A 20,165-nucleotide genomic window follows, 5' to 3' on the forward strand; every position below is an offset into this window, starting at 1 on the left:
TGGTATCTTAAGAAGCCGCTAATCGTCAATTTGATTACTAAATGATTTTCTTAATTTTACTAAGTAGTGTTAAAATATAAGTTAGCAAACCAAAAAACATAGACGAAATTTTAGCTTAAAGGAGTGGGTATTAGATGAATCTGCATCCTGATTACCTCTTAAATGATGTAAATGAGCCTAGCGACATCAAGCGGATGTCTTTGGATGAACTGAAGGAATTAGCAACGGAAATGCGGCAACTGGTTCTAGAACGCGACGCTGCAATCGGCGGCCACGTCGGTCCCAACCTTGGCGTCATGGAACTGACCATTGCCTACCACTACGTCTTCAATTCACCACACGATAAGGTGATTTGGGATGTTTCCCACCAATCCTATGCCCACAAGATGTTGACGGGGCGGAAGATCGGCTTTATGGATCCCGATCACTACGAAGACATTACGGGCTATACCTCTCCTGAAGAGAGTGTCCACGACTTCTTTGAAATTGGTCATACATCGACCTCAATTTCATTGGCAGTAGGCATGGCTCAAGCGCGAGATCTTTTGCGGCCAGAAAAGCACAACAACATCGTCGCCGTCATTGGTGATGGTTCGCTGAGCGGTGGGTTAGCCTTTGAGGGCTTGAATAACGCTGCTAAGTTGCACTCTAACCTGATCATCGTAGTCAATGATAACCAGATGGCAATTGATAAGGACCAGGGCGGATTCTACCAGGGGCTCAAGGAGCTGCGTGACAGCGATGGTAAGTCGCCAAACAACATCTTCAAGTTCATGGGCTTAGACTACCGGTACGTTGCCGATGGGAACGACCTGCAAACGATGATCGATGCCTTCCGTGATGTTAAGGATATCGATCACCCGATTGTCCTGCATGTTAATACGCAAAAGGGGAAGGGCTTTGCCCCAGCCGAAGAACACAAGATGGAGTATCACTGGCGCGATCCGTTTGACCTCAAGACAGGTGAGGACAAGCATCCGGTAGTCAATGGCTACAACAAAGCCGTAATGGCCGAATTGGATCGGCAGGTCAACGCTGGTGCGCCGGTGGTTGCCATCAACGCTGCCATTCCTGATGTCTTCGGCCTGAAAGAGTTCCAGAAGAAGCACCCTGGCCGTTACTTTGACGTTGGAATTGCTGAGCAGGATTCAATCACGACGGCGGTTGCTATGGCCTCTGCCGGTGCCCGGCCAGTGGTTTTCCAAAACAGTACTTTCCTGCAACGGGCTTATGACCAGCTGATCCACGACATGGCTCTTAATGACTCGCCAGTAGTAATGATTGTCCGGGGCGGAACCATTGCCAATACTTCGGCAACCCACCAGGGATCATTTGATATCTCAATGATCAGTGATTTGCCGAACATCGAATATCTGGCGCCTACCAACGTGGAAGAGATGATTTCCATGCTGCGGTGGGCAATCAAGCAGACCGATCAGCCAGTCGTTATCCGCCAACCAGAGAAGACTCTTCTGCATGGTCAACCGAGTCAGGATGATTACAGCACCATCAACTATGACGTGGTTCACCACGGAAGCGAAGTCGCTATCATGGCCGTCGGTGACTTCTGGCAGCTTGGCGAGGAGGTCTGTGAGCAGCTAAAGAACAAGCTCAACATCGACGCTACCCTGATTAACCCAAAATCAGTTACCGGGATTGATCAACACGACCTCCACCACTTGGCGGAAAACCATGACGTGGTGGTTACCCTGGAAGATGGCAACCTGAGCGGCGGGTTCGGTGAGACGATTGCCCGTTACTATGGTCCAACCAATATGAAGGTGCTTAACTTTGGGGCCCCACGGGAGTTCGCCGATAATGTCCCATTGGAGGTCATGAATGAATGGTACCACCTGACGCCTAAGCAGATTGTTGACGATATTGAGAAAGTCATTCATTCGTTATAAAAGATTATTTTACTGTCAACAGACACTTAAGCCTGTTGGCAGTATTTTTTTAGTTTGATTCGCGTGATTTCTTCTTTTGACCGTATATATCTAGTGAAGGCCATAATAGTAAAGGAGAAATCAAATGAATATGAAATTATCACATCACAGCTACCGTTCATCACTGATCGGAATCTTGTCAGCGTCGGTATTGCTGTCCTTGTCAGCGGGAAATGTCCTGGCTGATGCGAATACGGGGCAACCAGCGTCCCATCTAACCACAGCGAAAAGTCATGATCACGGTCAGGTCACCACTAAGGAAGTCACCCGTACGATTAACTATGTCGACCCTTTGACCAAGGAAAAGCACACTATTAATCAAGTAGTCCGCTTTCAATTTGACCAGGATGGCAAGCTTATTAAGAAGGGGACTGTCTCAGCCTGGCAAGCTTATTTTGTGCCATATTTTGAAGGGTACGCTCCAAACTGGTGTGAAGTTCCACCTAAGGTAATCACTCCAGATTCTGCAAATGAAACGGAAGATGTCATTTATACAAAAGTGTTAAGTGAAAATCCTATTGGTTCAGTTTTGATTAAATTTATTCCAATTGATGGAAGTAATGTTCAGTACCTGACGATTGGAAATTCTGATGGTAAGCCATTGTCGACTTTTGAACTTCCTGAACCCCCGGAAGGCTGGAAATATGTGGGCAAGGATCAATTACCAAAAATAGTGCAAATTACGCCCGGCGCAACCCGCTTCAATTTTTTAATTCAAAAAAACGATACGGACACCCATCAGGAGAAGAAACAGGAGAACAAAGAACTCAGTCGAAAGATCATCTTGCACCTGCCAACAGGCGATAAGGTTATTACACAACATGCGCGCGCAACTCGTGATGTATCAGTAGTTGATGGCAAAAACAGCTACGGGGAGTGGCAGATAAGTCCATTTGACGAGTTTGTATTACCGCAGGTTGACGGTTACCAATCATCACTGACTAAGGTTGCCTCGCTCCAGCTGACTGCCGACCAATTAGAGAAGGAGCCGGTTACCATCAAGGTTGATTATCATAAGGTCAATGACGAAGGGACCAGCACAGATCCTTCAAAGGATGCATCGACGGAAACAGATCCCGTACCAGGTGTCGATGAGGGTACCCAGACCGATCCTTCTATCGGTACTGGTACGCAGACCGATCCACCAGCGATGAGTGATGCAGGAACTCAAACGGAACCATCAACTGGCAAGGATGAAGGTACGCAGACCGATCAACCGACAAAGGAAGATGAGGGGAATCAGACAGACGACACTCCAACCGTCGATACTGGTGTCGGTGATGACACAATCACAGGAACTGATGAGGGTACGCAGACCGATCATCCAACCAAGAGCGACGAAGGGAGTCAAACCATTGATACGCCAACTACCGATACAGGAGTGGGTGATGATTCAATTGCAGGAACTGATCAGGGCACGCAAACTGAAACAGTCCCGGGCAAAGATGAAGGTACGCAGACCGATCAGTCAACTAAGAGCGACGAAGGCAGTCCAACAGTTGATACACCAACTACTGATACGGGAGTAGGTGATGACACAATCGCAGGGACTGATGAGGGTACGCAGACCGAACCATCTACTAATGAGGATCAGAGTACCCAAACAGGTACTACAAAAGATGACCAGGGAGCATCAGCTGTACCAGATCAAACAAGTACTCAACCAACCATTCAGGAGAAGGCAAAAGGACAAGATGCAATTGATCCAGTCGCATTTCATAATGAACTGAATCAATTGCAACGGCCACTAAAAGAGTTGGCAACGAGCCCTCAACATCACCAAGCCGCTGTCCTTCCTCAAACAGGAAACCAAACGAATTTGAAAGTATTTTTAACAGGGATCCTGACAGTGCTAACGGGGGCTTTACTGGCGATGTTCCACCTGCAAAAGCGTCACTAATTATAAGGCTGATTGTATAGCTAAAGAAAAGTTTAAGATTTTCCTTGCAATTTTAATTTTCTAATAGTATTCTAATAACAACGAAAGAAAAGGGAATTGGAGGAATGCAACTATGCAATTACAGTTTAAATCGATTATTCATCTAACCTCCACCTCAACCACAACAACAAGCACCGTGGTTGAGCACCTTTAATATATTCGAATAAGATATGCTAATCAAAAGCTATCCAAAACGACTCAACCACTTAACTAATTTGTAGTTTTACTGGTTGGCGGTCGCAATGGGTAGCTTTTTTCGTATTAAGAAATGGGGTTATAAGATGGATAATCAAAAGAAAGTTAAGTTAAATCGGACGATGACGCCTGGACAGATGGAAATGATTGCCATCGGGGGAACCATTGGGAGTGGGCTCTTCATGGGGGCAACTTCAACCATTAAGTGGACCGGGCCATCAGTTCTTCTGGCCTACGCCTTCGTTGGCCTAGTGCTGTACGGAGTCATGCGGTCCCTCGGGGAGTTGATCTACATCAGTCCCGGAACCGGGTCGTTTGCGGACTATGGTTCCAAATACATTCATCCCCTGGCCGGCTACCTGACCAAGTGGAGTAACGTCTTCCAGTTCATCATCGTGGGGATCTCGGATATCATTGCGATGAGTCAATACCTGAACTACTGGTGGCCGAACCTGCCAGACTGGATCTCCGGATTGGTCATGATCACGATTCTGACTCTGGCTAACCTGGCAAGTGCCAAAGCCTATGGCCGACTTGAATTCTGGTTTGCGATGATTAAGGTGGTAACGATCATCGCCATGATCATCCTGGGACTGCTAGTTATCGTCGTTGGGCTGGGAAACAATTGGCACCCAGTTGGGATCTCCAACCTCTGGACGCACGGTGGCTTCTTCACCGGCGGTTTCATGGGCTTCATGTTCTCACTGTCCGTGATTGCTGGTTCATATCAGGGAATCGAACTGCTGGGGATTACCGCTGGTGAAGCGGCCTCACCACGGAAGGCCATTGTTAAGTCTGTCCGGTCCGTTATCTGGCGGATCCTGATCTTCTACATCGGTGCTATCTTCGTGATCGTTTCGATTTATCCATGGAATCAACTGAAGGCGGTTGGTTCACCATTCGTTGAAACCTTTACCAAGGTCGGGATCACCGGTGCTGCCGGAATCATTAACTTTGTTGTCCTGACGGCGGCGCTCTCAGGTGCCAACTCCGGGATCTACAGTGCCAGTCGGATGCTCTTCAAGCTTTCTATCGATGGTGAAGTGCCAAAGGTATTCAGTAAGCTTTCCAAGCGGGTCGTGCCAAACGTGGCCATCCTGACGATTGCCTTCTGGATCTTCCTCGGCTTTGCCATCAACATGTTGCTGTCCGCATTCAGCTCAAGTGCTCGGAATGTCTTCGTGGTCGTTTACAGTTCTAGTGTTCTGCCAGGGATGGTACCATGGTTTATCATCCTGCTGTCCGAATTGAACTTCCGGAAGAACAATCCTGATCAGCTGGTCAACCACCCGTTCAAGATGCCACTGTACCCGGCTTATAACTACTTCAGCCTGATCGCCTTGACGGTTATCTTGATCTTCATGTTCTTCAACCCAGACACGCGGGTTTCAGTATCTGTCGGTGTAATCTTCCTGATCATCATGACCCTGATTTACCGTTTCCACACTGCACACAAACTGCAAAAATAATTATAAAAGGTAGGCAATTCAGCCTGCCTTTTATTTTTTGGGACCATTTGTTCGCCCAAATATTGTACAATAGAAGAAAAGCATTCAAAGAAGGAAGATTCTATGTATCGCATAAAGAAAAAGATCTGGCATATTGTCTTCGGCCTGATCGCCCTGCTAGTGGTGGGTGGGGTAATCCAAAAGCCAACCGAGGGCGATGCATCCCTCACCCAGGGTATTCAGCGTTTCATGGCCTGGGGGCAGAGCAATTCTGCTCGTTCTGGCAACTATGGAAGCCAACAGCAGCTGCCGCCGACCAAGCAGCAGGCAGCGGTCGTCCTGACGCCGGCAGTTCGCCAGCAGTTAGGGAATAATATCGTGTGGAACGGTCATGGTGCCTTTATCATCAATAACAACCAAGCGGGCCTGAACACCAACATCAGCAGTGCCCCTTACGCCGTTAACCAGCTGGATAGTCAGGGCCGGGCCTGGCGCGGGGATGCCTGGCTGAACAAGACGACACGGCAGTATCAGAATCGTGCCGCCACCGGTAACGGGGCAACGGATTGGAAACCGGCCGGCTTCTTGCAGGCCCGCAACCTGACCGGTGGTTACAACCATGCTTATGACCGGGGACACCTGCTGGGGTACGCCTTGGTGGGCGGAATTCAGGGCTTTGATGCCTCCGAGTCCAATCCCAAGAACATTGCAACCCAGACGGCCTGGGCAAATGAGGCCCGCAGCAGCACCTCGACCGGGCAAAACTACTACGAGGGAATTGTCCGTAAAGCCCTCGACCAGGGCAAACAGGTTCGTTACCGGGTAACCGATATCTATAGCGGCAATAGCGTTGTTCCTGCCGGTGCCCATATCCAGGCCCAATCAAAGGATGGCAGCGTTAATTTCAACGTCTTCGTGCCGAACGTCCAACGTAATATCGACATCAACTACGCCAACGGGGCGGTTAAGCAACGATAGCTAAATAGGGCGGCAGAAACCCAATGTTCTGCCGCTCTTTTTTTACTGCCATTACCAAACAATCAAGATGGACCTTGCAAAATCCGCTTAAATCAACGAAAATAGGCTATAAATATACTAGATTGTAAAGGATAACGTTTATGGTTAATGATCCAAGCTTAAAAAAGATTCACATTGTATTTAACGGTCAGGAAACGCCGCCGATGAAGATCAGTCAGCTGTTCGACGCCCGGCGTTTCAACCGGCTTACCGCGGTCACGGGGAACGTCACCGCCGACTTCTTCAACCGCTACCTCAGCAACTTCATCAAGGTCGAACTGGCTCTGCAGACTCCTAAGGCCAGTGATGCCAAGACCGCGGACGAGGTGATCACCAAGGAAGCATTAGCCAACGCCCTGCTTGCCGTTGCCAATAAGCGGCCGGCTAAGCTTTTTGAGGGGCTGACCAGCAGCAACCAAGCCAATGTTCTGAGCGGCTTGTTTACCGTGGAGATGTCACCTGTTCAGGCCCTGCACTCCCGTTTCTACCTGCTGAGCAACCATGAGACTCACGATACGCGGGTCATCCTGGGAAGCATTGACCTGACGGCGGACTCGTTCGACAAGGATCGGAACCAGTTTGAAGAAGTGCTTGTTTTCGACAATGACATCCGTCTCTTCCAAAACCTCAGCGAACACTTCAAAAAGGATATTCGTCCGGTTCTGCGGCCGTACTTCACCGATAACCTCCTGAAAGCAGCCCAGGCTCAGTTGGACGAGGGGGCTAAGGATCAGAAACAGGCAGTACCGGAGAACCAGGTGGTTATTTTAGATAATGACACCACCGACCAGATCGCGGCTGCCGACATGACTGATATCATCAGCCACGATGTCCAGAAGCAGATGGATGCCAAAATTATCCCAACGACCACAACCAATGCGATGCGGGAGGTCACGACGGCCCGCTCCCAGACCAAGGATGACATCGCCCGGGACGTCAAGCAGCACGATACCGTCTACAACCTGCAGAAGACATCCGTGTCCCCGCGGGCGGCCAAGCCAAAGATCAAGACCCGTGAGAAGATCTACCAGCAGGTCCAAGAAGCGCTGATCAGCGGGATGACTCCGCAGCAGCGGCAGGCTGAGAAGAAGTACACCACCTTCCTCTACGACCGGCCAATGGAACGGAACCTGGTTCGCAATAACAGCGGGCTCTATGTTCCTAATGATGCCGGTACCCACCCGATTCCGTTTGGCAAACTGGCTACTACCAGTCAGATCCGTGATGGCCTTCGCAGTATTGACGCAGTGATGAAGGGCTATCAGAAGTTCGTCGTTGACTATACCGATGACTACGGCAAGCGTTTCTACGAAGCCATCCTTTATACCTTCACCGCCCCATTCCTGTGGGAAATTCGCCAAAAGGCTAGTCTCAATCCTGAGGACGGTAACGATGTGCCGAACTTCTTAGTGCTGGGAGCGACTGCCGGTTCCGGCAAGTCAACCCTGCTGCGGATCATCAACCAGCTGACTTGGAATACCGACCGGTCGCTGATCGACTTTGGGACCATTTATCCCACGGAAACGGTCCAGCGGAAGGCTAAAACGGTCGAGGCGATTGAGCACTACATGAAGCAGGGGAGTTCTTACCCGGTGTTGCTGGATGAAATCGAACCATACTTCTTCCAACAAGATCAGTACAGTCGGCACCTGGTGGTTGATACCATGAATGAACTGGTCAACAACCCGCATGCCATCGCCCCACTGATCGGGACCACCAACTATGACTCTGGGTTCACCATGTTGCGGGAAACTGCCCGGCGGACCTACTACCTGCAGATCGATAAGGTTATCAACGACCAGCTCAAAGGCGAGGCCAACAAGTACATCTACAACGTTCGGCAAACCCTTGACAACACGCTCTTCAAGGACTTTGTAATGCGGATGGCCAACCTCCTGGAGGACGATGAGACGCCATGGCGGGACTTCAACACCGAGAACGGCCGGCTTGACTTCCTGTCCAACACCCGGAAGATCTTCCGCGACTACTACCAGATGGCTGGAATGGATGTGCCTTCCTACTTTGCCGACCAGATCTGCGATGACTTCCAGGAAAGTTCCCGGAACAGCTGGGCAAAGCTTTACGTCACCCAGGCTGAAGATTTCAAGTACCGGGAAGCGGATAAGAGTCTGCTCTTCGATATTTCAAAGCTCAATACCTTTAACGGCTTCACCGCGGACAGTATTGAGAAGTACCGGAATGCCCTGCCGATTGAGCTCTGTGTCGATGGGATCAACGGCAAGCGGGGGAAGTTCGTGGAGATCAAGGCACCAGAGTTCTTCAAGTGGATCGGCGAGCGCAATCCTTACGAGACACCGCAACCCGTTCATACGGAACAGCCAGCAACGAAGATCGAAAATTCCAAGCTGCCATCATCGGCCATTACGACCGAGAAACCGAAGAAACGGGGCTTCTGGGCCCGGCTGTTCGGCTAGAAGCGATACTTAGCCTAAAATGAAAAAAGCGTTGTGTGTTTGAAATTTTTCAGACACGCAACGCTTTTGTATTATCTGAATTAGTATGTCCGACCGTAGATCAGCAGGTCGTGCAGGCGATCGTTGAGAGTGGCAATGTGACGCAGTGTGCCCCAGTAGGTGAAGCCGGCCGCCTTGAAGAGCCCTTGACTTGGCTGATTTCCCTGATAAATATAGGCCACGACCGATTTAATTGGCAAGCCGGTTCGGATTTGCTGGTCAACGAAGGCCAAGAAACGGCGGCCGAGCCCCTGGTGCTGGGCCGCCTGACCGACGTAGATCGAGATCTCGGCGGAGAAGCGGTAAGCTGGATGAGGATAGAAGGGTTCCAGACCGCACCAGGCCACGACATTCCCGCCATCATCGGCCACCCAAAGCGGGTAGTCATCATTGAAGCTTGCCAGCCATTCCCGCCGACTTTCCGGCGTGATCAGCTCAACCTCATCATTGATTGGCAAGTCGACCGATTCGTTGAAGATTGCCACGATTTTGTTAAGGTCCGCAGGTTGGGCTCGCCGAAAGATAATTGCCATTTTTATCACTCTTTCATTTGTTAATTTTTTCGCCGGTGCCGGTACTTCCTTACCCTCTTCACTCCGCACTTGATGACCAGGTATAAGCAGCAAAGCAAGAGGAAGATAATTACCAGCGGAATCAGCTGCTTGAACTTTAAGGCAGAGATAGCATGGCCGCTATATGCGTAAAGGAAGGTTATTGGTAACGTTCCTAACGCCACGGTAGCCAGATAATAGCTCTTCTTGATTTTGAGCCGCAAAGATGCGTAGTTAGTGATCAAGTTAGGAATAATTGGGACTGCAAAGGCGGTTGCCAACCCCAGAATCGGGTACCGTTGGCGAAGCAGGTAGCGATAAACCCGATTTTCCCGGGTCTTAGTAGAAATCTTACTCTTGTCGATTGCTATTCTAACTAGGCAATTACCTAGGATATCGCCGCACCAGCTGATCAAAAGCCGAACAGCGGTCCGTAGCAAACCCCGGTAAAAATGCAGACAACCGAGTTAGGCGCCCCGGGAATCCCACAGAGGATCGCAATCAGGATCATAAGCAGCAAAACGTCTGTGATCCCGTGACTATGCACCAAGGTAAGCAGCTTGGCCTGGTTGGCGGGCGAAGGATTAAATAAGAGGACTAATTCGGTCCAATAAGTTTTGATAATCAATGCGGTCAAGGCGACGATAACCACTGTTTCGATGACCGTAAGTGCCTTTTTATTGATATGCATAAAACACCATTTTCTTTATTGCAGAAATAATTATTTTAATTTTAGCATTGACCGCCTAAAATGGGAATCCATTGGGTTGCATTATTATCTGTCGCCTTAATTGTGTAAGTGAAAAATTCGGTATGAAATATCCGCAGTGCGGCAAGGATAGCGATATAATAGAGGCATTAAGGCAATAAGATACTTGTTGAAGTGGGGTGGGTTGCTTGCAACGTTTGAAGAAGATCAGTAAGGTGCTGGGATATAGTATTGGAGGAGTTTGTGTTCTCCTCTTGCTCACCCAGGCCTTTTTGTTGCGGGGTACTCCGGGAAAAGCGATTGATCCTGCAGCGGGGCCCAAAGTAGTCCGCTACTCAAAGGTGCCAACCCTGCTGATTCCTGGCTGGGGCGGCAATACCGTTACCTATAATCACCTGATCAAGTATTATCAGAAGCGGAACATTGCTCAGAAGGTGATGACCGTCTGGGTTTCGCCGCATCATCATATCCGAGTCAGCGGCGATTGGCACGGTCAAAAGAACGCGTTGATTCAGGTACTCATCGACTGGAATTACAATGCCAGTTATCATCCCCAGGTGGGGCAGCTGCGCCAAGTCCTCATCTATCTCAATAAGCGCTACGGGATAAAGCAGACTAATATCGTCGCGCATTCCTACGGTGGAACAGAATTCATGCACGCCTACATGGGATCTAAGTACCTGCAGCGTGCAACAAGGTAGTCCTTCTGGGGGTCCCGGTTGAGGAAAAACTGAGTGACCACCTGCCGTACCACTACCCGCTGATTCATGATTCCAAGGACAAAAACTTTTACCGGCTCCGGACTCAGATGAAGGAGTGGCAGCTGAACTATCCTATTGAGATCTATAACCTGATGGGATCCAAGGATGGCAGCAAGCTGACCGATGGCGCAGTGCCTCATATTCAGTCCGAGATGCTGCGGGCACTGATCAAGTCGCACCCAACGATCACGTATCATCAGAAAATCTATCCTAATACGACCCATAGTCAATTGCACGATCGGCCATTAATTTTAAGGCAGATTGAACGAATCCTGTGGGGAAAGGAGTAATTGTAATGAAGAAAGAACATGGCCAGGTAACCGGCATTATCTGGCGGGGCCCTGATGACCTCGCTGCCTACCAGCAACTACGCGATTATGCTGAGCAGCACCATTTAACCGTATCGGCGGCTGCCAAGGAGCTGGTGGTACGCGCCCTGAATGATGCAAAATCCTGATAGGTAGCAATGAATAATAATTATTTTACTTCTGTGATGGTTCTTACTAAAATAAAGTTACCAACATTCGACGAAAGAAGGACGTCTTAAAATGAAAGAAATAATTGACCAATACTTCGATGGTGAACGGCCGCTGTTTGGTGAACATGATGCCAAGATTACCCGGACCACCTTTGGCGAAGGGGAGTCACCACTGAAGAATGCCCATGACCTGGAGCTGAATAAGGTGATTTTCCAATGGAAGTACCCGCTTTGGTATGATCAACACGTCAAGGTCAACGATTCCATCTGGGAGACCATGTCGCGTTCTGGGATCTGGTACACTAAGGACATCGAGATCAATGACAGTGCAATCCAGGCGCCGAAGCAGTTCCGCCGTTGCGACGATATTCGGCTTAACAACGTCCACTTTGGGGATGCCGAAGAGACCATGTGGTCCTGCAAGAACATCAAGATGAACAATGTCCAGGTCAACGGTGACTACTTCGGTATGAATAGTGAAAATATCTACGCTGACCACCTTAACATCATCGGCAACTACGCCTTCGATGGGGCCAAGAACGTGGAAATTCACAACTCCACGATGGTCACTAAGGACAACTTCTGGAATTGTGACAACGTGGTGGTTTATGACTCATTCCTGAATGGGGAATACCTGGCCTGGAACACCAACCACATCACCTTGATCAACTGTACGATCGAGAGTGACCAGGGCCTCTGCTACACCAAGAACTTGACCTTGAAGAACTGCCGCCTCCTGCACACCGACCTGGCCTTCGAGTACTGCGAGAACATTGATGCGGAGATCAACTCCGACATCATGAGTGTCAAGAACCCGATCAACGGGAAGATCAAAGCGCACCACATTGACGAGATTATCATGGATCCACACGAGATTGACCCAAGCAAGACGACGATCACCACGGACGATGACTCAGCTCAGCACATCAAGCAGCACTAGGAGGTAGACGTACAAAATGCAATACGATTTCGACACAATTCTAGATCGGAAACACACTAATTCCGAAAAGTGGGCGGTCAAGGACGGTGAATTGCCGATGACGACTGCCGACATGGACTTCAAGACAGCGCCAGAGATCATGGCTGCCATGAAGAAGAAGATCGACCAAGGTGCCTTTGGCTATGAGTACCCATCGCTGGAGTACTTCCAGGCCGTGGCAGAATGGTATGCGAAGGAACACCACGCGGCTGCTGAGACCGATTGGATGCGGTTCGCAACCGGGGTCATCCCGGCGATCACAGCCAGTGTCCACCACTTCAGTCATGAAGGGGATAATGTTCTCCTGATGGAGCCGGTCTACAACACCTTCTACAACTCCATCATCAACAGCGGCCGGCACGTCATCGCCAGCCAGCAGCTGTATGACCGTGACCAGCACACCTATCATGTTGACTGGTATGATCTGGAGGACAAGCTGGCCAACCCGCTGACCACCCTGATGATTCTCTGCAACCCGCACAACCCAACCGGCTATGTTTGGACAAAGGATGAGTTGACCCATATCCTGTCGCTGGCCAAGCGGCACGGGGTCATTGTGATCAGTGATGAAATTCACGGTGACCTGGTACTGGAGGGGCCCGACTATACACCGACCTTCTCACTGCCGACGGAAATTACCAGTAATCTGATCACCCTGGTTTCTACCAGTAAGACCTTCAACCTGGCAGCCCTGCACTCAGCTACCGGGATTGTCCCGAACCCAATCTTGCGGGAACGCTTCGATCGGGCCATCAACAAGTACGAGGTTGCTGAGCCTAATCTGCTAGCAATCCCCGGTGCTATTGCGGCCTACCAGCAAGGGGGCGACTGGCTCCACCAGCTGAAGCAGTACGTCCTGGGTAACAAACACTACATCGCTGACTTTATCAAGCAGCATCAGCCGGAAATGCACCTGGTACCTGGAACGGCAACCTACTTGCTCTGGATTGATACGAGTGAGATCACTGCGGACAGTCAAAAGCTGGCAGAGTTCATTCGGCAAGATAGTGGGCTGATTATCAACCCCGGAACGTACTACCACGGTAACGGTGCCGGCTTCATCCGGATCAACATTGCCTACCCACGCAAACAAATTGAGGACGCCATGCAGCGCCTGCTGAAGTCAGTTAAGGATTTCAAAAAGTAGTGAATAATAAAAGCGGCAGCCGATTACGGTTGCTGCTTTTTCATCGCGTCTAGTTTACATAATATCTTGAGTGAGAAACTGTTTACATTGATCAACAATCCGCTCGGCTGCGTGTCCATCCCCATATGGATTCCTAGCCTTCGCCATTTGCTGGTATTGTTGATCATCGTTCAGCAAGGTAAGCATTGCCGTTTTGACATCAACTGACTAACTTCAGCATTCCGGCTGCGGTTCCTAGAAGAACCAGGATCAGCATGGCTGTTGCCACGGTGGTTGAGTAATTTCCTGCCCACCACATTAAAACTGCAATTAAGGCCCCCATCAGAAAGAGGATGGTCAGGCCAAATTCAACTATATGTCGCCGTATCAATTTAGAAATCTCCTTTATCATATTTCGATTAACAGTTTAGGCTTTTGAAAAGTAAGCGTAATCAACAAGATTATATACTTTATCAGTCCTAAATGGCTTTACTAATTAAGTGGTAGATAATATTTTTGTTGCGAAATGGCTCACTTATTTGCTATGATAAAACACATAGCAAAGCATACATAGAGGAGATTATTATGAAGAGCAAGACCGTTTATTTCTGTGCCGGCTGGTTTACTGATAAGCAGAACAAGGCATACAAGCAGGCAATGCAGGCCATTGAGGATAACCCAACGATTGACGTTAAAAACTCATACATTCCGCTCCAGCACCAATACAAGGGCCTGCGAGTTGATGAACACCCTGAACTCCTGGAAGACCGGGAATGGGCAACTGCAACTTACAATGGCGACCGGGTTGGTGTCGAAACCTCAGACATGCTCCTGGCAGTCTACATCCCGGAAGAAGAGGATGTCGGCATGGGGGTTGAACTGGGGATGGCCCGGGCCCTCGGAAAGTACATCATGGTAGTGATTCCTGATGAAGATTACGGCAAGTCCATCAACCTGATGAGCTGGGGAATTGCGGACAACTTCATTAAGATGTCCGACCTGGCCAAGCATGACTTTAACAAGCCAAGCTACAACTTCTACGATGGTGCGGTATATTAATAAAATGTAAAAATGGAAGGTTTCTTAAGCTAAAAAGAAGCCTTCCATTTTTTATTTAAGATACAGCTATATTAGGATGCGCCCCCCGGGAATCGGACCCGGATCATGAGGACCGAAATCTCATGTGCTATCCTTTACACTAAGGGTGCTTTATGTACAATATTAATTATAGCGCGTACCTGCTGAAATGGTAATACAAATACATGGTAAAATGTTTCTTCCTATTATGTAGAAGGAGTTTGAAAATGGAAAAATGGCAATTTGTGGCAATCGATGTTGATGGGACCCTCTTAGATAATAATGACCATTATGATATACCGCGCTTTAACCGTGTTGTTAGTCAGTTAACTGCAAAGGGGATCCATTTCATTGTAGCAAGTGGTAATAGCCTGGATGCGCTTCGGGCCATTTTTGCTGATAGCTTAGTGAAAAACTATGTGGCCGAGAATGGGGGACGAATCATTTGTGGTGGTCATGAGAAATTCAGCCGGCCACATGATCGGGCGACGATTGCCCAGCTTTTGAAATGGGAACAGACTCTGCAGCCCCAGCCTGACCTATTTTCACTATCAGGAGCTAACCAAACATTCATCACTAGCCAGTTCAGGGATGTACCGGTTCCTTATTATCCTCACCACACTTATTTTCAAAATTTGGCAGAGGTCGATGAGCCAGTGTTTAATCTCAACCTCAACTGGTTTAGACAGCGGCCAGCCCTAGAGTGGATCATGCGCCAGGCAAGCCAAATTAATCGTCAGTTTCCGCAAGTGCATGCAACGTATAGCGGTGCCTTTGGAATTGATGTTCTTCCAGCCGGCGTCAACAAGGCCGTCAGTCTTGCAAGGCTCATTCACCAGCTTGGAGGTAACATGAACGAGCTGGTGGCGTTTGGTGATACCGCTAATGACCTGGAAATGATTCAGCAAGCTGGCTGTGGTTATGCGATGAAGAATGCAACCACTGACTTACTCGCGGTTGCTGATCGGGTTACCAGCCGTGATAATAATCATGACGGGTTACTATATGAGTTAGAGATGCTGTTTAACCTAAAGGATTGAATTGATGAGGACGATGGGAATTAACCATCGTCTTTTTTATGTCGCGGTAACTTCAGAGAAAATTATTAGATTTGAGGGCGATGTGACTTTAGCCCATCTCATTCTCAGATCTGGTTATCACGAAAAATATTATGTAAACTAAAATTATAAGAACTAAGTCAAACGATTAAATAAATACTATGTAGTGACTATCTTTGATTTGTTATCATGACAGATATTATTAGATTCAATTTTAAGAATAGAATTTATGGTCTTGAATACTATTAGATTAACCTATAGCACAAGCTAAAATCCCATTATTTAAGATTGCCTCTCAGACAACATGAAATAATTTTACACGGGTAGTTGATCATCTCAATTCGTCTCAGGGGAAAAATCAAAATTAGCCCAGATTTGCCCCAAATTGGCACCCAAAACAGGTGTTATTTCTTACAAATAACACTTCATGAATACCGTTATTATAGGAATCTGTAAATTAGATTTCATATGAAGTGTTATTTATTTTGAATATAGATAAATAACATTTATCAATTTTGCCTCTTTTTTAAGACTCTCAATTGATCAAAAAGCATAGGTAACCCGAATTTATCATATTAATCATCCGTTCAGATATTATGTAAACTTCATTGAATGAAAAATAGCGCCGTGCTCAAAACATGGCGCTATTGATTAACCCGATAATAATGACGAGGTGCGTTTGCAAATGGCGGAGTGTAGTGACCATAGATCCGGAGGTTGCCATCGCCGGCTGAACGGTCATCGCTATCGTTCTCATTCATATAGGTAGGAACGTAAACCCGTGAATGCTGATTAACCTGCATCGTACCCGTCTGATAGTCAAAATTGACTCCTGGTTCAACGTTATATAGGTAAACATTAAAATTCAGGGTACCATCCGTCGACAGGGCCTGCAGATTAATTCCCCGGGCCATCGTCTCATTACCGCGGAAAATCGGGGTAGCCTGATAAATTACGTGCTTGCCTTGCTCAATGGTATGACGAACCTGCGTTTCATAATATGTTTGCAGAATCTCGTTGGTAAAGTCGGTCTCAGTAAACAGGTTACGAGGATTGTCCTGATCGCCGAGAGTACCGGCCCTAAACTTGCCAGTGTGCTGATCAATGCCCCCGGTCAGGGAATAGGCAATCAGGTGGCCCCGGTTATAGACAAGGTTACCGTCGCTGTTGTTGTGCCAGCCGGTGGGTTGGAACACCTGAGCTGTCCGCAGACTGGTATTGGCGTGGTTACGGCTATTCAGAAAAGCAGTGTTGCTCCCGGAGGTCCGGTGGGCCCGATCGAGCTACTGGTAGATGACCTGGTCACCACGCCAGGCGTTCGGGTTGAGGGTCGACCGGCCGTGATTTACCAGGATAACCGGGTTGCTTCCGGAGTGGTATTCCAGCTGTGCCAACTGGCGGTATTGCTTCTGCGTAAGCCCGCCAATCTGGTTGGCAGGGTGGTGATCACGCTTGGCAAATTCCAGCCGTGTTTGTTGGGCGTTACGAAAGTCATGGTAGGCCGCCAACCCGCCACCAGCGGCTAAGCCAACGCTCAGCAAGATAATTATTCGACAAATTTTAGTATTCTTGGACAGCAGTGTCACCTCATTAAAAACTCAATGTACCTATTTTAGCAATGAATTCATAATCGTCAAGTTTACCTGCTTCTTGATGTGTTATCCTAGAATAAATAACACCTGAGGATGATCATAATGAGACAAATCGTTTTACCAATTAAGGATTCCAATGTCTTAAAGGAGGTCCAGGACACCCTGCTCCATAATTTTAAGGCGGGGCGGCGCAACTACACGATCTTTCAGGTCGGCAAGGCCACTTTGCTACGGGTCAGCGACGTGCTGCGCTTGAAGCAGACGGACGTTTTTGATGACTACGGCGCCATCCGCCAGCATGCTTTCATCAAGGATAAGAAGACCGGGAAGCCTAACACACTGTACCTGCGTCCCGTCATGAACGACCTGGCAATCTACCAGCAGTGGCTGAAACGCAACCGTTACGAGGGGAAGACGGAGTGGCTCTTTCCCTCAACTACCCGTCCGGACAAGCATATCGATGAACGACAATTCTACAACGTCATGCATCGGGTAGGGGACCTGCTGGACATCAACTACCTGGGGACCCACACAATGCGGAAGACTGGCGCTTACCGGGTCTACGTCCAGAGCAACTACAACATCGGACTGGTGATGCGGCTGCTCAACCATTCCAGTGAAGCAATGACACTGGCTTACCTGGGATTGGACCAGGTAAGTCGGGAACAGATGCTGGATAAAATCGACTTTGGTTAAAATTGTGGGGATCGTGTAAATTCCCACAATTTTTTAAAATATTTTATGTCAACCGGTTGACATAAGAAACAAAAACAAGTATTATTAAAAGCGTTGAAAGAGAAAAACTTCACAAACTTACTTAAGGAGATGGCTTTCGATGGCATTTAACAAGAGCCTCGCCGGATACTTTGACGATCTGGCACACGTTGGAATTCCAACTGATGATATGAACAAGACGATCGTTTTCTGGGAAAAGCTTGGTTTTAAGAAGCAGGGTCAATTTGACACTGACGATCAAGGACACCAAGTAACCTTCATGAAGGCTGGTCACCTGATGCTCGAAATCTGGGACAGCGATGGTGCCGTTCACCAGACCGGCGCAATCAACCACATTTCATTGAATGTGGAGGATGCGGACAACGCCTTCAAGGCTGCCAAGGCAGAAGGTTTCGCTGTCAAGGAAGATGAAGTTCAACACCTCGACTTCTGGAGCCACGGGATTAAGTTCTTCAACATCACTGGTCCCAACGATGAAACCATCGAATTTTGTGAGATTGTTAAGGATTGATTAGGAGGATTTTTTGATGAAAGCATTAGTTTTAACTGGATTAAAGCAGCTTGAAGTTCAAGACTACGACAAGCCAGAAGTTAAGCCCAACGAAGTATTGATTCACACCGCTTGGGCTGGTATCTGCGGTACTGACAAGGCCCTTTACGGTGGTCTGCCAGGTTCTGCGGACGCGGTTCCACCAATTGTCTTAGGTCACGAAAACTCCGGTGTTGTTACTGCGGTTGGTTCCGAAGTTGAGAACTTCAAGGTCGGCGACCGGGTAAGTGTTGACCCTAACATCTACTGCCACAAGTGCCAATACTGCCGTTCATCCCGTCCAGAACTGTGTGAACACCTTGATGCTGTTGGTGTTACCCGTGACGGTGGTTTTGAAGAATACTTCACTGCTCCTGAAGAAGTTGTTTACCACATTCCGGACAACGTTTCCTTGGAAGCTGCTGCCGTAATCGAACCAATCTCCTGTGCTGAACACGGGGTTGACTTGCTTGAAACCCACCCATACCAAAAGGCTTTGATCATTGGTGACGGTTTCGAAGGTCAACTGATCGCCCAAATTCTTAAGTCCCGTGGTGTCCACGAAGTTACCCTTGCCGGTTCCAACGACGACAAGCTTGAAAACAACAAGAAGCACTTTGGCTTCAAGACCATTAACAACGTTAAGCACCCCGAAGAAGTCAAGGCTGACTCCTACGATATCGTTGTTGAAGCTGTTGGTCTGCCACAAACCCAAGAACAAGCCGTTGAAGCTGCTTCCCGTGGTGGTCAAGTGCTGATGTTCGGTGTTGGTAACCCTGACTCAACCTTCAAGGTTAACACTTACAAGGTCTTCCAAAAGCAACTGAAGATCCAAGGTACTTTCATCAACCCTTACACCTTCGAAGACTCCATTGCCCTGTTGCAATCCGGTGCCGTTGATCCGCTGCCACTGATTTCCCATGTCTTAGACTTTGACCATGTTGAAGACTTCGTCAGTGGTAAGCTGAAGGGTGTTTCTAAGGCAATCGTTAAGGTTGCTGGCGAAGAAGCCTAACTAATAACCAATTCAATCAAAAAGTCTGTCCCGCCGATACGGGGCAGGCTTTTTTGTACCGGAAAATTTAGTTTATCAGTGAGCATTAAAAGTATTATTATTAAAAATAAAATTAAAAGGCGGGTTGTTTGATAATACACAAGCTAGGGTAAGACTCCCTTCAAAAGGGTGATTCTTGAAATGAGGTGAATTATGAGTAAGCCACATCAATTAAGTCGCCAGGCATCCCTGGTCTACGGGGCCATGCTCCTGCCGATTAATACCTTCTTGAAACTTTACCTGCGTGATCAGGAGCGCTATGAGGCGGCACACAAGTCACCAGGCAGGTTGCCAGACAACAGTGATCAGTCAAAGTAATAAAGAATTACATATTTTAAGAAAAAGTCAGCTTTTTTCCAAAATATCCTTGCCATTTGGGCTAATTCTTGATAAGATAGTTTCTGTTGTCAAGTGAAAATGTTTTGGAGGATTAGCTCAGTTGGGAGAGCGTCTGCCTTACAAGCAGAGGGTCACAGGTTCGAGCCCTGTATCCTCCA

Annotated in this window: 22 protein-coding genes, 1 tRNA gene and 1 pseudogene; 17 read left to right on the forward strand and 7 right to left on the reverse strand. The window is 48.2% G+C overall.

All coding sequences use genetic code 11. The annotated features are described in order from the left end of the window. Positions 1–134: 134 nt before the first annotated feature. The 5 genes from QOS10_RS04245 (at position 135) to QOS10_RS04265 (ending at position 8,980) form a co-directional block, all read left to right on the forward strand. Positions 135–1,907 (forward strand): 1-deoxy-D-xylulose-5-phosphate synthase, encoded by a 1,773-nt coding sequence (locus tag QOS10_RS04245; RefSeq protein ID WP_283593936.1) that lies wholly within the window; start codon positions 135–137, stop codon positions 1,905–1,907. Positions 1,908–2,031: 124 nt separating this feature from the next. After that, positions 2,032–3,846 (forward strand): mucin-binding protein, encoded by a 1,815-nt coding sequence (locus tag QOS10_RS04250; RefSeq protein WP_283593937.1) that lies wholly within the window; start codon positions 2,032–2,034, stop codon positions 3,844–3,846. A 320-nt stretch (positions 3,847–4,166) separates the two neighbouring features. After that, entirely contained in the window at positions 4,167–5,549 is a 1,383-nt protein-coding gene (locus QOS10_RS04255) for an amino acid permease (RefSeq protein ID WP_283593939.1), read from the forward strand. 102 nt (positions 5,550–5,651) lie between these two features. Next, positions 5,652–6,506 carry a DNA/RNA non-specific endonuclease gene (locus QOS10_RS04260; protein WP_283593941.1) on the forward strand — a complete coding sequence of 285 codons (855 nt, stop codon included), beginning with the start codon at positions 5,652–5,654 and terminating at the stop codon, positions 6,504–6,506. 140 nt (positions 6,507–6,646) lie between these two features. Further along, positions 6,647–8,980, forward strand: a complete 2,334-nt coding sequence (locus QOS10_RS04265) for a P-loop NTPase family protein (RefSeq protein WP_283593943.1) — start codon at positions 6,647–6,649, stop codon at positions 8,978–8,980. Positions 8,981–9,060: 80 nt separating this feature from the next. Here the strand turns inward: QOS10_RS04265 and QOS10_RS04270 are convergent, their stop codons facing one another. The 3 genes from QOS10_RS04270 to QOS10_RS04280 are packed head-to-tail and all read right to left on the reverse strand — an operon-like array spanning position 9,061 to position 10,261. Further along, positions 9,061–9,552, reverse strand: coding sequence for a GNAT family N-acetyltransferase (locus QOS10_RS04270; protein ID WP_283593944.1), 492 nt, complete (start codon positions 9,550–9,552; stop codon positions 9,061–9,063). Positions 9,553–9,572: 20 nt separating this feature from the next. Continuing rightward, on the reverse strand, positions 9,573–10,010 hold the full coding sequence (locus QOS10_RS04275) for a VTT domain-containing protein (protein ID WP_283593946.1): 438 nt from the start codon (positions 10,008–10,010) through the stop codon (positions 9,573–9,575). Then, the gene (locus QOS10_RS04280) at positions 9,983–10,261 is read right to left on the reverse strand and encodes a hypothetical protein (protein ID WP_283593947.1); all 279 of its coding nucleotides are present in this window, start codon (positions 10,259–10,261) and stop codon (positions 9,983–9,985) included. Before QOS10_RS04280 ends, QOS10_RS04275 begins: the two co-directional genes overlap by 28 nt. Positions 10,262–10,476: 215 nt before the next feature. Here QOS10_RS04280 and QOS10_RS10335 point away from each other — a divergent pair, with 215 nt between their 5' ends. From QOS10_RS10335 to QOS10_RS04305, 5 genes are all read left to right on the forward strand, one after another. Further along, entirely contained in the window at positions 10,477–10,980 is a 504-nt protein-coding gene (locus tag QOS10_RS10335; protein WP_283593950.1) for an alpha/beta hydrolase, read from the forward strand. A 41-nt stretch (positions 10,981–11,021) separates the two neighbouring features. Then, entirely contained in the window at positions 11,022–11,330 is a 309-nt protein-coding gene (locus tag QOS10_RS10340; RefSeq protein WP_283593966.1) for an alpha/beta hydrolase, read from the forward strand. Between the two features lie 5 nt (positions 11,331–11,335). Beyond that, positions 11,336–11,497, forward strand: a complete 162-nt coding sequence (locus QOS10_RS04295; protein ID WP_283593951.1) for a hypothetical protein — start codon at positions 11,336–11,338, stop codon at positions 11,495–11,497. A 91-nt stretch (positions 11,498–11,588) separates the two neighbouring features. Next, the gene (locus QOS10_RS04300) at positions 11,589–12,458 is read left to right on the forward strand and encodes a DUF3737 family protein (protein ID WP_283593952.1); all 870 of its coding nucleotides are present in this window, start codon (positions 11,589–11,591) and stop codon (positions 12,456–12,458) included. Positions 12,459–12,474: 16 nt separating this feature from the next. After that, entirely contained in the window at positions 12,475–13,644 is a 1,170-nt protein-coding gene (locus QOS10_RS04305; RefSeq protein ID WP_283593954.1) for a MalY/PatB family protein, read from the forward strand. Positions 13,645–13,698: 54 nt separating this feature from the next. Here the strand turns inward: QOS10_RS04305 and QOS10_RS04310 are convergent. Both QOS10_RS04310 and QOS10_RS04315 read right to left on the reverse strand, forming a co-directional pair. Beyond that, positions 13,699–13,842, reverse strand: a pseudogene (locus QOS10_RS04310) (UDP-N-acetylglucosamine 2-epimerase); the annotation flags it as partial. Position 13,843: 1 nt separating this feature from the next. Next, the gene (locus tag QOS10_RS04315; RefSeq protein WP_283593955.1) at positions 13,844–14,014 is read right to left on the reverse strand and encodes a hypothetical protein; all 171 of its coding nucleotides are present in this window, start codon (positions 14,012–14,014) and stop codon (positions 13,844–13,846) included. A gap of 191 nt (positions 14,015–14,205) precedes the next feature. Between QOS10_RS04315 and QOS10_RS04320 the strand changes: the two genes are divergently transcribed. Beyond that, positions 14,206–14,682, forward strand: a complete 477-nt coding sequence (locus QOS10_RS04320) for a nucleoside 2-deoxyribosyltransferase (RefSeq protein ID WP_283593969.1) — start codon at positions 14,206–14,208, stop codon at positions 14,680–14,682. Between the two features lie 245 nt (positions 14,683–14,927). Further along, entirely contained in the window at positions 14,928–15,740 is an 813-nt protein-coding gene (locus QOS10_RS04325; RefSeq protein WP_283593956.1) for an HAD-IIB family hydrolase, read from the forward strand. 662 nt (positions 15,741–16,402) lie between these two features. Here the strand turns inward: QOS10_RS04325 and QOS10_RS04330 are convergent. Next, the gene (locus tag QOS10_RS04330) at positions 16,403–16,954 is read right to left on the reverse strand and encodes a DNA/RNA non-specific endonuclease (RefSeq protein ID WP_408621581.1); all 552 of its coding nucleotides are present in this window, start codon (positions 16,952–16,954) and stop codon (positions 16,403–16,405) included. A gap of 87 nt (positions 16,955–17,041) precedes the next feature. After that, on the reverse strand, positions 17,042–17,299 hold the full coding sequence (locus QOS10_RS04335) for a hypothetical protein (protein ID WP_283593957.1): 258 nt from the start codon (positions 17,297–17,299) through the stop codon (positions 17,042–17,044). Positions 17,300–17,452: 153 nt separating this feature from the next. Between QOS10_RS04335 and QOS10_RS04340 the strand changes: the two genes are divergently transcribed. The 5 genes from QOS10_RS04340 to QOS10_RS04360 all read left to right on the forward strand — a co-directional run bounded on the left by QOS10_RS04340 (position 17,453) and on the right by QOS10_RS04360 (position 20,165). Then, complete coding sequence (locus QOS10_RS04340) at positions 17,453–18,046, forward strand: site-specific integrase (protein WP_283593959.1); 594 nt, start codon at positions 17,453–17,455, stop codon at positions 18,044–18,046. Positions 18,047–18,185: 139 nt separating this feature from the next. After that, the gene (locus tag QOS10_RS04345; RefSeq protein ID WP_283593961.1) at positions 18,186–18,596 is read left to right on the forward strand and encodes a VOC family protein; all 411 of its coding nucleotides are present in this window, start codon (positions 18,186–18,188) and stop codon (positions 18,594–18,596) included. Between the two features lie 16 nt (positions 18,597–18,612). Beyond that, complete coding sequence (locus QOS10_RS04350) at positions 18,613–19,629, forward strand: zinc-dependent alcohol dehydrogenase family protein (RefSeq protein ID WP_283593962.1); 1,017 nt, start codon at positions 18,613–18,615, stop codon at positions 19,627–19,629. Positions 19,630–19,821: 192 nt separating this feature from the next. Continuing rightward, the gene (locus QOS10_RS04355) at positions 19,822–19,986 is read left to right on the forward strand and encodes a hypothetical protein (RefSeq protein ID WP_283593963.1); all 165 of its coding nucleotides are present in this window, start codon (positions 19,822–19,824) and stop codon (positions 19,984–19,986) included. 106 nt (positions 19,987–20,092) lie between these two features. Continuing rightward, a tRNA-Val gene (locus tag QOS10_RS04360) sits at positions 20,093–20,165 on the forward strand.

This window comes from Limosilactobacillus galli (assembly GCF_947381495.1).
Lineage (GTDB): Bacteria > Bacillota > Bacilli > Lactobacillales > Lactobacillaceae > Limosilactobacillus > Limosilactobacillus galli.

What these genes read in the sequence shown, in the direction of transcription:
- QOS10_RS04305 (WP_283593954.1), top strand. Translation starts at nt 12,475, where the DNA reads ATGCAATACGATTTCGACACAATTCTAGATCGGAAACACACTAATTCC.
- QOS10_RS04245 (WP_283593936.1), top strand. Translation starts at nt 135, where the DNA reads ATGAATCTGCATCCTGATTACCTCTTAAATGATGTAAATGAGCCTAGC.
- QOS10_RS04355 (WP_283593963.1), top strand. Translation starts at nt 19,822, where the DNA reads ATGAGTAAGCCACATCAATTAAGTCGCCAGGCATCCCTGGTCTACGGG.
- QOS10_RS04295 (WP_283593951.1), top strand. Translation starts at nt 11,336, where the DNA reads ATGAAGAAAGAACATGGCCAGGTAACCGGCATTATCTGGCGGGGCCCT.
- QOS10_RS04280 (WP_283593947.1), bottom strand. Translation starts at nt 10,261, where the DNA reads ATGCATATCAATAAAAAGGCACTTACGGTCATCGAAACAGTGGTTATC.
- QOS10_RS04250 (WP_283593937.1), top strand. Translation starts at nt 2,032, where the DNA reads ATGAATATGAAATTATCACATCACAGCTACCGTTCATCACTGATCGGA.
- QOS10_RS04340 (WP_283593959.1), top strand. Translation starts at nt 17,453, where the DNA reads ATGAGACAAATCGTTTTACCAATTAAGGATTCCAATGTCTTAAAGGAG.
- QOS10_RS04350 (WP_283593962.1), top strand. Translation starts at nt 18,613, where the DNA reads ATGAAAGCATTAGTTTTAACTGGATTAAAGCAGCTTGAAGTTCAAGAC.
- QOS10_RS04265 (WP_283593943.1), top strand. Translation starts at nt 6,647, where the DNA reads ATGGTTAATGATCCAAGCTTAAAAAAGATTCACATTGTATTTAACGGT.
- QOS10_RS04260 (WP_283593941.1), top strand. Translation starts at nt 5,652, where the DNA reads ATGTATCGCATAAAGAAAAAGATCTGGCATATTGTCTTCGGCCTGATC.
- QOS10_RS04325 (WP_283593956.1), top strand. Translation starts at nt 14,928, where the DNA reads ATGGAAAAATGGCAATTTGTGGCAATCGATGTTGATGGGACCCTCTTA.
- QOS10_RS04345 (WP_283593961.1), top strand. Translation starts at nt 18,186, where the DNA reads ATGGCATTTAACAAGAGCCTCGCCGGATACTTTGACGATCTGGCACAC.
- QOS10_RS04255 (WP_283593939.1), top strand. Translation starts at nt 4,167, where the DNA reads ATGGATAATCAAAAGAAAGTTAAGTTAAATCGGACGATGACGCCTGGA.
- QOS10_RS04270 (WP_283593944.1), bottom strand. Translation starts at nt 9,552, where the DNA reads ATGGCAATTATCTTTCGGCGAGCCCAACCTGCGGACCTTAACAAAATC.
- QOS10_RS04300 (WP_283593952.1), top strand. Translation starts at nt 11,589, where the DNA reads ATGAAAGAAATAATTGACCAATACTTCGATGGTGAACGGCCGCTGTTT.